We start from the raw sequence: 11909 nt of genomic DNA, 5'->3' as shown, positions 1-11909 counted from the left end.
GCGCAATCATAGGACTCTCGGTCAAGGTCCACGACGCGCATACTCGTCGAGATCAGCAGCTCAATATCCGGATGCTTATCCTGAAAGTCCGGCAACCGCGGAATAAGCCAGCGTGTTGCAACTGTAGAAAGGGTAGAAATGCGCAACTCAGTCCGGCTTCTGCGCCGGAAGGCTTCAACAGCGTGCTCGATTTGGTCAAACGAGTTGCCAAGATTGGAGGACAAGCGCTGCCCTTCTTCAGTCAGGGCAAGTCCGCGGCCATCACGAATAACCAGCGCGGCGCCAAGCTCGTTTTCCAATGATCGGAGCAGGTGCGTCAGGGCTGATGGTGTAACGCCAAGATCCTCTGCGGCACGAGCTGCTCGGCCGTGTTTGGCCAACAGTGAAAATGCGTGTAGCGCGCGCAGTGAAACCATGACGAATGCCCTTCCTTATGAGTTCTTGAATTAATCTCAATAAAGGGAAAAAAGGCATTCGTCTAGACGATCGTGATATTTTTTCTCTTTGCGCCTTATTATGCGCAAAAATTGCAATTTTTGGTCGAAACTGCCCCTACAGGAGTTTGAGATGCGAAACCGGGGCACCTTCGTGTTTTGATGGAATAGCTCTAATTCTTGAGTTCCCCTAGGATATTATAGAGGAAACCGTCCAGATGATCGGTCACGAAATCCACGTGAGGCTCGCTGCCGCTCGAAAGCTCCCAATCTTCGCGGAAAACCTCACGTGTTCCGTCCGGAATGACAAGAACAGTGCGCATGCCAAGAGAGTTTGGAACAACTAGATTGCGTGAAAGGTCCTCAAACATGGCTGCTTTCTGCGGAAGAATACCGTTTTTCTCCAAAAAACGCTGATAGGTCGCTTCAGCAGGTTTTGGAACTAAATCAGCCTCCATAATCCCGAAGATGTCTTCGAAGTGTTGTGTGATACCCAGACGATTGGCAACAGATTCCGCGTGTTTTCGCGTTCCGTTTGTCAGGATGTAGCACTTGCCCGGCAGTTGGTTGATCGCATCTGCAAGCTCAGGATTGGGATCCAGCACAGAGTGGTCAATGTCATGCACGTACTCAAGGAACTCATCGGGCTCAATGTGATGCTCAAGCATCAAACCACGAAGCGTGGTTCCATACTCTTTGTAATAGGAGATCTGTAACTCTCTCGCCTGCTCAGCCGGCTTTCCGGTGAGCTTTTGTACAAACTCAGACATCCGCTGATCGATTTGATCGAACAGATTTGAATGGTGAGGGTAGAGAGTATTATCCAGATCGAAAACCCAGCTTTCAACGCTGGCAAATGGGGAATTGGTCATGCTTATCCGTTCAGTTATCAGCTATGCCGATAAGTGTTGTTTGATACCAAGCAAAACAGGAAAGAATAAGGATAGCAAGAGAGGCGAGCGTCTTTCGCCTCCCTGCATCAATTATCAAGGTACGATCAGAGTACCTGCACCATGGTCGGTGAAGAGTTCCAAAAGAACGGCGTGGGCGACTTTTCCGTCAACAATAACAACGCCTTCAACACCCTGTTCAAGGGCTTCGAGACAGGTCTCAACCTTCGGGATCATGCCGCCGGAGATTGTGCCATCCTCAATAAGAGCCCGGGCTCCGGCACGGGTCAGCTGCTTGATAAGCTTGCCGTCTTTGTCCAGAACACCCGGAACGTCGGTAAGGAACAGCAGGCGTTTGGCGTTCAAAGAGCCCGCAATCGCACCAGCAAAGGTATCTGCATTGATGTTGTAAGTCGCACCATCACGACCCGGCGCAACAGGAGCAACAACAGGAATGAGATCACGTTCAAGGATCAGCTCAAGCACCTTGGCGTTGACTGCTTCAGGTTCGCCAACAAACCCAAGGTCCAGAACCTCTTCGATCTTGGAATCCGGATCACGGTGCTTGCGGTGCAATTTACGTGCAGTGACCATGTCACCGTCTTTGCCACAAAGACCAACAGCACGTCCACCTTCGCGGTTGATGTCTGCCACAATGCCTTTGTTGATGGAGCCGGCCAGCACCATCTCAACAACCTCAACGGTCGCCTGATCCGTCACACGAAGGCCGCCTTTAAACTCGCTCTTGATGTTGAGACGATCAAGCATCGAACCAATCTGAGGACCACCACCGTGAACAACAACCGGATGAACACCAGACTGGCGCAACAGAGTGATATCTCGGGCAAAGGCGCGGGAAAGGGAGTCATCTCCCATGGCATTGCCGCCGTATTTTACAACAACACGTCGGTCATCATAGCGCTGCATATAAGGAAGAGCTTGGGCAATGACGTGCGCACGATTACTGGATTCCGAGAAACTCATAGCGATTTGTACACCTGGAGAAGACAAAGGATTGATACGCAAATCACACGGACTGCGTGTGAAGTATATAGCCGCATTATGAACACGTCACAAATGTTCAGTCATCCCCACCTGCGTGGATTTACTCAAGTAATCGAGGAAATTGTCTAATGCCTCTCGCGTAAATAATCTGCAAAACCGTCTTCACCCGCTGGAGGGGAGAACAAAAAACCCTGAGCATTGGTGCAGCCGCTGCTTTCCAGCAAGTGCATCTGCTCTTCCGTTTCAACACCTTCAGCCGTCACTTCCATGTCTAGCAAGTGAGCCAGTTCAATCAGATGAGCGCAAGCGGCACTGTGAACAGCAGAGGTTGGCACTCCAGATAGAAAACTGCGGTCGATCTTGATCCGGTCAACTGGACAATCCAGCAAGTGCTTCATAGAGGCAAAGCCAGTGCCGAAGTCATCAAAGGCAACTGAGATACCCATCTCCTGCAGCTTACGCATGTTCTCCATGGCATGTGGCGCTCTGTCCAGATCAATCCGTTCTGTAACTTCAAGCTCTAAGAAATGCCCGGGGGTGCCAGTGTCCTGTAAAATCTTTTGAATGCGGGAGACGATGTATTGATCAACAAACATCCTGCCGCAAATGTTCACGGAGATCTTGAAACTAGGATCAACAAGATTACTCCATCCACTGCGTGCTTTGCAGGCCTCGCGTATAACCCAGTAACCAACGTCTTTACCAAGGCAACTGCGGCACAGGGTTGTGATGAAACGGGAAGGGGGCAACAAACCACTCTCCGGGTGCTCCCATCTGATCAGAGCCTCAGCCCCAACGAGCTTGCGATCTGTCACACGGACGATTGGCTGATAATGCAGCACGAATTCATCACGGAGGTAGGCAGAAATCAGTGAACGCTCCAGTGCGGTAGGCCCAAGCTGGCGTGCTTTGTACCACTTCTTCAAATTCAGCCCTGCCAACAGCAGCGTTGGTAGTGCATGAATGAAACGCCAAACATAGGTCAACGCATTGGTAATGGTATGCTCAGGTACAAGAGCCCAATGATGACGGAGGGACGGAGTTGCACACATACATCACCCCCTTTGACTGATTTTAGCACTGTGATTGTAATCTTGTTTGTCTTTTCCAGACATTCGACGACCTCCCCTTCGACGACGGTCTGTCTATATTCGGGGGGTAAATTGACCCAAGGTCAAGAAGAGGTTAAGGCGGGCTGGGGAAAAGGCAGCAAAACGTGAGAACAAGGGGAATTTTGGAAATTGCAGGATGGACAAGGGATGTTGGATATGTCTGCGGGGCCGCTATCCGAAAGAGGAAGGCGCAGGGAAAGATGAGCCCTGCACCTGCAATTGATTAGCCGTAACTGACCAGCTGTGCGATCTCTGCGCGCAATTCATCCAGACCGTTGCCTTTTTCTGAAGAGGTGGCAATGACTTCCGGGTGTGCAGCAGGACGTTTCGCGAGTACTTTCAGCGTCTCATCTTTCATACGCTGCAGTTGCCCTGGCTTCAGTTTATCTGCCTTGGTAAGCACGACCTGATAAGGCACAGCGGACTTGTCCAGAATCGCCATGGCATCAAGATCGTTCTTTTTGATGCCGTGACGTGAGTCGATCAAAGAGAACACACGGCGTAAGGTGCTTCGACCGCGTAGATAGTCAAAAATAAGTGATGTCCACGCATCGACCATGCCTTTTGGTGCTTCAGCGTACCCGTAGCCTGGCATATCGACAATCTTGAGGATGGAGTGCTCTGCTCCAAAGAAGTTCAGCATCTGGGTCCGGCCAGGTGTGTTGGATGTACGAGCCAACGTTTTCTTACCGGTGAGCTTGTTGATCAGGCTGGACTTACCAACGTTGGAACGACCGGCAAACGCGATCTCGATACCATCCAGCTCAGGAAGCTGATGCATCTCTTTCACACTGGTAATAAAATCCCAAGGACGCGCAAACAGAAGGCGTCCCGCCTCCAGTTGTTCTGCTGAATATTCTTTTTCTGAGCTCATGCTCTGCCTTTTAACCTGCAATCTCGATTTGGTCGAGTGCTGTTTTCCAAAGCGCAGCCTTATTGTTTGTCACGATGAAGCTTCACCACAAAAGGTGCTAACCCCAAACAAAAAACGCGACCCTGAGGCCGCGTTTTCGAAGTCTTATTCAAAGAGGAAAGCTTACTTGCTTTCTTCCTTAGGCTTGCGCTTGAACATGCTCTTCAAGTTATCAAAGAGCTCAAGTTTCACGCCCTGACGACGCATGATGATTCCCTGCTGTGCAACAGAAAGAGTGTTGTTCCATGCCCAGTAGATCACGAGACCAGCTGGGAAGGTTGCCAGCATGAAGGTGAACAGAACAGGCATCCAGTTGAAGATCATCTGCTGTGCAGGCTCAGCTGGTGCTGGGTTCATCTTCATCTGCAGGAACATGGTTACACCCATGATCAGAGGCCAGACACCAATCATCAGGAAGCTTGGCGGATCCCATGGGATCAGGCCGAACAGATTGAAGACTGTGGTTGGGTCTGGAGCAGAAAGATCCTGAATCCATCCGAAGAATGGCGCATGACGCATCTCGATGGTAACGAACAGAACCTTATAGAGCGAGAAGAAGACGGGGATCTGAATGACCATCGGCAAACACCCTGCCAATGGGTTGATCTTTTCCTTCTTGTACAGCTCCATCATGGCTTGCTGCTGTTTCTGCTTGTCGTCCTTGAACTTCTCGCGGATCTCAGTCATCTGCGGCTGCACGAGCTTCATTTTACTCATGGAGACGTAGGACTTGTTTGCCAGCGGGAAGAACAGGGCCTTCACAATAACGGTCACAAGCAGGATAGCGACACCGAAGTTGCCAACCAGAGAATAGAGCCAGTCAATTGCCCAGAACATCGGCTTGGTCAGGAAGTAGAACCAACCCCAGTCGATCATGAGATCGAAGCTTTCGATGTTGTAGGATGCCTGATAGCCTTCGATCAGCTTGGTAACTTTTGCACCTGCATAGAGCAGTGATGAGCTGGTGATTTTAGTGCCATCAGCTATCTGAACCGCGTCACCAAGATAGTCACTCTGGAAGTTCTGAGTGCGGGCGTTGTAGGAGAAGTTTGGCTGGAACTCAGTGCCCGGAGTTGGGATCAGTGTTGCAGCCCAGTACTTATCAGTAAAGCCGAGCCAACCTGTGTTAGCGCGACCTGGGCGAATGCTTCCATCCTCAATCAGGTCAGAATAGTTGATTTCCTGGAGGCCTTCTTCGCCGATAACGCCGATAAGACCTTCATGCAGTACGAAGAAGCCAGCGGTTTCTGGCTCGCCGTTACGCGCAATCAAACCATAAGGATAAAGCTGAACGTTCTGGCCAGTGCTGTTCTGCACTTCCTGGTCAACAGTGAACATGTAGTTCTCGTCGACGGAGAAAGTGCGCTTGAATACCAGTCCTTCGCCATTGTCCCAGCTCAGAACGATAGGGGAAGACGGTGTCAGGTTACCAGAAGTCTCTGCAGTCCAGACAGTTTCAGCATTCGGAAGCTTAACCTGTGCACCTGGATCCGCAACCCAACCATGCTCAGCGTAGTATGGCTCTGGGCTGCCTTTCGGCGAGAAAAGAACAACAGTTTCACTGTCCTTGGCCTGTGTCTGACGGTAGTCATTCAGGCGAAGGTCATCCAGCTTCGCGCCTTGCAAATTGACAGAGCCGGAGAGGCTAGGGGTGTCAATGGTCAGGCGAGGAGATGCAGCCAGTGCTTGTGCGCGACTGACGAATGATTGCGCCGCGGTCCCGCTATCGGTGCCAGGAGCAGCCACTTGACCGGATGCACCTTCAGGCAGTGCAACGGGTGAGCTGGAACCGGCTTGTTGTGCATCGTCTGCCAGCTGCGCCTGTTGCGCTTCCTGCTGAGCTTCTAACTGTGGTCCGGCAATAAAATATTGCCAGCCCAATAGCACAACCAGCGACATTACGATCGCTACGATCATATTGCGATTATCGTTCATCGACTGGATCACTCATTTTCAAAAGGGTGGAATAAATAGTCATCACTGGTCAGTTGGCCTCAACTTTATCATGTGGAGGTTTAGAATTTGCCAGCGAGTTCGGTTTTGATCGGATAGGGCGAGGTTTACGAGGCTTGAACGCATTTCTTACACTGCCTTTGAGGTCTTTCAGAAGATCTTCGAAAGGTTGTGAAAGTGCAGCTCTCCTGCCAACCAGAACATAGTCGGCGCCTATCTGGGCGATATCCAAATCAAGAAAGGCAACAGCGGCTCGAAGTCGGCGCTTTATTCGACTGCGCTCAACAGAGTTTCCGGTTTTCTTGGTGACCGTATAACCCATTCGAGGGTCGCCATCACTGCGGGTTTTAGCCGCTTGAAGCACAAAAGCGCGCCGAGCTGTCCTTCCGCCTTTTGCGACGGTAAGAAACTCGGAGCGCTTTTTGAGTGTTTTCATGTTTTTGCGGCGGAACTTTTGTTCAATGGATATGAAGTGAATGCCGCCGCGCAACGTCGCGATTAAGCGCTAAGACGCTTACGGCCTTTAGAACGACGACGTGCCAGTACCTGGCGGCCATTTTTAGTTGCCATACGTGCCCGGAAGCCGTGGCGACGCTTGCGAACAAGGTTGCTCGGTTGGAAAGTACGCTTCATTTTATTACCCTAGCAGAGCCGTTGGCTCCAACTTAAACGTTAATTTGGATTGTGCGTCTTCTCCCCGAAGTCACCGCGACTTTATTCAAGTTGCAGGACTTTGCGCAGGGGATCCGCACTCCTATTCGTCGGCGCTTATATTAGTGTGCGTGCTTCAAGTCAATAATTGCTGTGCCGGAATCTACGATATCCTGACTCTTTATTGCCTCACAGCCTCGTGTAGAGCCGTTACCCCTCATTCAAAACAGAGTGAAACTACGGGTAACGCACGAACCTGTGATAACACCGGAGGTCTTTCTGATTGTATGAAAATTGTAAGACATCAATTCATTAGGCGATTGAGCCTGCAAAAAACATAGTAACCTATTCAGTCTAGACTAGGCAAGAACACTGAGGTTTCGGTTCTTTTCAGGTCTGAACGTTGAAACCATCTAAGGAAAAGCACATGGGAATCACGGAACACAATGATAACAAGTCACCAGCCGAGGGAGCTTTGGGCTTCATCAAACGCTGGGGACTACTCTTTGTTATCCTTGCCGTGTCCGCCTATGGCATCTCTCAAGGCTGGCATCAGCAAATCACAATCAGCAACCTGATCAAAAATCAGCAACTGCTTTCTGGCTATCTGGCCGAATACCCAATCCTGACCCCGCTGATCTATTTCGTCGTGTACACACTTGCGGTTGCTCTGTCTTTCCCGGGTGCATCCCTGCTTACAATCGCAGGCGGTTTTTTGTTCGGTTGGTTCTTCGGTGGTTTGCTCACCGTTCTGGCAGCAACAATTGGTGCCGCACTGTTGTTCATCGCTGCAAAAACTTCGGTTGGTGCAACGCTCAAAGCAAGAGCAGGGCCGTTCCTCGATAAAATGTCAGAGGGTTTCCGTAAGAACGCGTTCAGTTACCTACTCTTTCTGCGTCTCACCCCAGTGTTTCCGTTCTGGCTCGTCAACATTGCGCCTGCGTTGTTCCATGTTCCGTTGAGCACATATCTGATCGCAACATTCGTCGGTATCATTCCAGGCACTTTCGCCTATGCCTTCGTTGGGGCTGGTCTGGATAGTGTGATCCTGGCGCAAGAGCAGGCAAATCCGGGTTGTTCGGCTGCTGGTACATGTGAGGTGGAGATTTCCGCACTCATTACGCCTGAGCTGATTTGGGCATTTGCAGCGCTAGGTTTGGTAGCGCTCATTCCGCCGATTGTTCAGCGTTTTCGCGGCAAATAAATCTCAGACCAGATCAATTTCGAAATTACGGACTTTCTCGATGACAAATAACAATAATGCAAAAACATTGACCCCGGATATCTGTGTTATTGGCGCTGGCTCGGGCGGCCTCTCAGTCGCGGCAGCTGCAGCAGCCTTTGGCGTGGATGTTGTCCTGATTGAAAAGGGTAAGATGGGTGGCGACTGTCTGAATTATGGCTGCGTCCCATCCAAAGCAATTATCGCAGCTGGTAAAGCTGCCGCTACCTTTCGGTCCTCAGAAAAGTTTGGCGTTGGTGCTCAAGAGCCTGAGATTGATTTCTCTAAGGTGAATGATCACGTTCATGATGTTATCGCCACCATAGCTCCACATGACTCTGTTGAACGCTTCGAAGGCTTGGGTGTGCACGTCATTCAGGGCGCAGGTGAGTTTACTTCCGCAGATACCGTCAGAGTCGGTGAGCAGATTATTAAAGCACGCCGCTTTGTCATTGCTACGGGCTCCAGCGCTGCGGTCCCTCCGATCCCTGGTATTGAAAACACACCGTACCTGACAAACGAAAACCTGTTTGAACTGAAAGAACGCCCTGAGCACTTGATCATTATTGGTGCAGGGCCAATCGGCATGGAGATGGCACAGGCTCACCGTCGTCTGGGAAGCCGTGTCACAGTCATTGAAGCATTGCGTCCATTGGCAGTGACCGATCCTGCCCATGCTGCTCAAGTCATCGAGAAGATGGAATCCGAAGGTGTTGAGATCCTTGCAAACACTAAGGTCAACAGCGTTGAACGCACTGACGCTGGCGTAAAAGTCACCATCAAAGTTGATGATGAAGCCGAAGGAACCGTTGAAGGCACGCATCTCCTGATCGCGGCAGGTCGTGCCCCGAACGTCTCTTCTCTTGGTTTGGAAGCCGCTGGCATTGAGTATAGCCGCAAAGGCATCAAGGCAGATGACGGGCTACGCACCACAAACCGTAAAGTATATGCGATCGGTGATGTCGCCGGTGGAGCGCAGTTTACACATGCCGCAGGAGCGCACGCATCACTCGTCATTCGCTCAATCCTGTTCCGCATGCCGGTCAACCACCACAACATAACAATGCCTGCGGTGACCTACACTGAGCCTGAGATTGGGCAGGTTGGTCTTTCAGAGCAGCAAGCACGCGAACAGCTGGGCGATAAGCTCAAAGTTCTGACAGCAGAGTTCTCCGGAAATGATAGGGCGCTGGCCGAAGGCAAAGGCAAAGGTCAGGTTAAGCTCCTGACCAACGGAAAAGGGCAGCTCGTTGGTGCGTCCATTGTAGGCCCAGGTGCTGGTGAGCAGATTGGTCTGTTGGCTCTGATGATCTCTCAAAAGTTGAAGGTCGGTGCTCTCTTGGGCGTGGTCTTCCCGTACCCGACACTAAATGAGGCAATTCGCAGAGCTGCACTTACTTATTATGCGGATGCCCCTAAAAATCCATGGCTCCGCAGAATTCTGGCGCTTCTGAGAAAGTTCTGATGACGCAGTTGTGATCAGCTGTGAGAGAAGTGTGTTGCTTGGCACACGTCATCTGCTAAAAATGAGTAAGGCATAGCGCGTAACAACAAATTGCGCTGCACGATCATTGTGTACCAACTCATCAGGTAGGTGGATGGCTCAAAATAATGGGAGAGTGGCCTCTGAAACAGAGGTCACACCGAAAAAGCTGAACTCGGATGAAACTCCGAAAGACAGACACCGCAAGATATTTGGCGGTGGAATGGGCCTCTCTGGCAAACTTTTGCTGCTGACAATCTTGTTTGTCATGCTCAGTGAAGTTCTTATTTTTGTCCCTTCAATTGCGAATTATCGAAACACTTGGCTGCGTGATCGATTGGCGGTTGGCGGTGTTGCCGCAACTTTGTTGTCAGAAAGTGAGACACTGTCTCCGCAAGTCCAGCAAAAGCTGCTTGAAGCAACGGGTGCTCAGGCGATTTCACTTGCCGTTGGAGAGCGCCGTAATTTGATCGCTATGGAGAGTTCAGAAATGAACATCACCAAGACGATTGATATGACACAAGATTCCCCATGGGATGCGATTGGGTGTAGCCTTCAGTTTCTGACTGGAACGCGAACCGGCCAGATCCGCGTCATCGGCGATATTGATATGCGCTCAGGTGGCAGAGTGGATATGGTCTTCCCAGCATCTTTGCTGCGAGACGATTTGCAGAAATATGCTCTGAACATTCTGCAGTTATCTCTCCTCATCTCATGCCTGACAGCCGCGCTTGTTTATCTGTCCATTCGGTCATTGCTGCTGCGTCCTTTACAACGGCTCACTGGCTCCATGATGCGGTTTGCTGAATCCCCTGAGAATGCGCGGGAAATTATCAAGCCAAGCGGGCGTGCGGATGAGCTGGGTGAGGCTGAAATTCAATTGCAGTCCATGCAGAAGTCTCTGAACCAGACATTGAACCAGCAACGCCGTATGGCAGCGTTGGGGCTAGCTGTTTCCAAGATCAACCACGATATGCGGAATTTGCTCGCGTCAGCACAGCTGTTCCTTGAGCGATTGGAGCTACTGCCGGACCCGACCGTACAACGTGTTGCACCCAAGATTCTTGCAACGCTGGACCGAGCGGCCAGCTACACCAGTGCAGTGTTGTCCTACGGCAAGGCTCAGGAGGCTGCTCCAGAGCTGCGTGTCATCCGCCTTGCATCGGTTCTACGCGATGTGGAGGAGGTTCTTGGCCTGTCCAGATACGCTGATGGCATAGAGATGCATGTCAGCGTACCAGAGACGCAGGAGTTGGAAGCAGATCCTGAACAAATATTCCGCGTATTGCTCAACCTCTGCCGGAACTCGGTGCAGGCGATGGAAGCGTCCAAAGGCGCGTCTGGTGTTGTTTGCAGGATTGAGATCCATTCAAAGGTAAAAGACGACATGCTGTCCATCTATGTCTCTGATACGGGACCAGGCATCCCTGCAAAAGCTCAGGAGGGATTGTTCAAAGCCTTCCAGACATCCGGCAAAGTTGGCGGAACAGGATTGGGTCTGGCGATTGCAGCAGAGATCGTTGTGGCGCACGGCGGTAAGATCACATTGGAGAAAGATGTGACAACCGGGGCTTGTTTCAAAATCCAGTTGCCATACCGGCATGGGGCACAAGCGACTGAAAAAATTACGAGACTAATCCCTGCTGACAGCAGCAAGGGCTAATCTCTGGAAAAGCTGTACTGTGCAAGTGCAGCTTTTCTCACGTTTAGGCTGCAATGCCCTACGTCTTTGTTCTGATAGTCAGAAATTGTTATCCCCAAAACGCAAAATCACTTTAAAAAACTTCTCTAAAGCGCTTGCCAAGGTCCAGTAAGGCGGCTACATAGACCCCCGTTCCGCAGGGAACGCGGCCTGCACCGGTAGCTCAGCTGGATAGAGCACCAGACTACGAATCTGGGGGTCGGGGGTTCGAATCCTCCCCGGTGCGCCATTTACTCTTCTCTAAAGAGTAGGTGGCTTAGATTGCACTAGGCCGATACATAATTCTTGTTCGCAAGAAACAGCGCACCGGTAGCTCAGCTGGATAGAGCACCAGACTACGAATCTGGGGGTCGGGGGTTCGAATCCTCCCCGGTGCGCCAATTTTCTCTCCTTTAAAATTTAGCTGCTTCATCTTATGGATGAGTTGTGCTTACTAAACTCTTCGAGCATTCAATTGCTTGATGCGAGAGTTTCTTCTTCGCTCTGCCCTTGTGGAAGATTTTCCAGCAAAAACCTGATGATGTTTTCGCCCATCACAGCTGCG

At 50.9% G+C, this 11909-nt stretch carries 11 protein-coding genes and 2 tRNA genes; 5 read left to right on the top strand and 8 right to left on the bottom strand.

What is annotated here, in order from left to right; genetic code table 11:
* The 8 genes from PPL9_RS33240 to rpmH form a co-directional block, all read right to left on the bottom strand.
* The coding region (locus tag PPL9_RS33240; protein ID WP_208989325.1) for a LysR family transcriptional regulator at positions 1-416 on the bottom strand (416 nt) is incomplete at its 3' end.
* A gap of 191 nt (positions 417-607) precedes the next feature.
* Complete coding sequence (locus PPL9_RS11760; RefSeq protein WP_057462870.1) at positions 608-1306, bottom strand: pyrimidine 5'-nucleotidase; 699 nt, start codon at positions 1304-1306, stop codon at positions 608-610.
* A 114-nt stretch (positions 1307-1420) separates the two neighbouring features.
* Positions 1421-2308: an acetylglutamate kinase gene (gene argB, locus PPL9_RS11755; protein ID WP_057462869.1), complete on the bottom strand. Its 888-nt coding sequence runs from the start codon at positions 2306-2308 to the stop codon at positions 1421-1423.
* A 146-nt stretch (positions 2309-2454) separates the two neighbouring features.
* Positions 2455-3381: an EAL domain-containing protein gene (locus PPL9_RS11750; RefSeq protein ID WP_057462868.1), complete on the bottom strand. Its 927-nt coding sequence runs from the start codon at positions 3379-3381 to the stop codon at positions 2455-2457.
* A gap of 283 nt (positions 3382-3664) precedes the next feature.
* Positions 3665-4315 (bottom strand): ribosome biogenesis GTP-binding protein YihA/YsxC, encoded by a 651-nt coding sequence (yihA, locus tag PPL9_RS11745; protein ID WP_057462867.1) that lies wholly within the window; start codon positions 4313-4315, stop codon positions 3665-3667.
* Between the two features lie 162 nt (positions 4316-4477).
* Positions 4478-6289, bottom strand: a complete 1812-nt coding sequence (yidC, locus tag PPL9_RS11740; RefSeq protein WP_057462866.1) for a membrane protein insertase YidC — start codon at positions 6287-6289, stop codon at positions 4478-4480.
* 49 nt (positions 6290-6338) lie between these two features.
* Positions 6339-6743 (bottom strand): ribonuclease P protein component, encoded by a 405-nt coding sequence (gene rnpA / locus PPL9_RS11735; protein WP_208981682.1) that lies wholly within the window; start codon positions 6741-6743, stop codon positions 6339-6341.
* Between the two features lie 62 nt (positions 6744-6805).
* On the bottom strand, positions 6806-6940 hold the full coding sequence (gene rpmH / locus PPL9_RS31290; RefSeq protein ID WP_082596783.1) for a 50S ribosomal protein L34: 135 nt from the start codon (positions 6938-6940) through the stop codon (positions 6806-6808).
* Positions 6941-7385: 445 nt separating this feature from the next.
* On the opposite strand from rpmH, the gene PPL9_RS11730 reads away from it, so the two are divergent.
* The 5 genes from PPL9_RS11730 to PPL9_RS11710 all read left to right on the top strand — a co-directional run bounded on the left by PPL9_RS11730 (position 7386) and on the right by PPL9_RS11710 (position 11745).
* Positions 7386-8162 carry a VTT domain-containing protein gene (locus tag PPL9_RS11730; protein WP_057462864.1) on the top strand — a complete coding sequence of 259 codons (777 nt, stop codon included), beginning with the start codon at positions 7386-7388 and terminating at the stop codon, positions 8160-8162.
* Positions 8163-8202: 40 nt separating this feature from the next.
* Entirely contained in the window at positions 8203-9645 is a 1443-nt protein-coding gene (locus tag PPL9_RS11725; RefSeq protein ID WP_057462863.1) for an FAD-dependent oxidoreductase, read from the top strand.
* A 133-nt stretch (positions 9646-9778) separates the two neighbouring features.
* Complete coding sequence (locus PPL9_RS11720) at positions 9779-11326, top strand: HAMP domain-containing sensor histidine kinase (protein ID WP_208989324.1); 1548 nt, start codon at positions 9779-9781, stop codon at positions 11324-11326.
* 191 nt (positions 11327-11517) lie between these two features.
* Positions 11518-11594 (top strand) — tRNA-Arg (locus PPL9_RS11715).
* Between the two features lie 74 nt (positions 11595-11668).
* Positions 11669-11745, top strand: a tRNA-Arg gene (locus PPL9_RS11710).
* The last annotated feature ends 164 nt before the right edge of the window (positions 11746-11909 follow it).

Origin of the sequence: Pseudovibrio sp. POLY-S9 (assembly GCF_001431305.1) — a bacterium.
Taxonomy (GTDB): Bacteria; Pseudomonadota; Alphaproteobacteria; order Rhizobiales; family Stappiaceae; genus Pseudovibrio.
The sequence above is the reverse complement of the archived record's forward strand: the minus strand, read 5'-3'. Positions and strand labels throughout refer to the sequence as shown.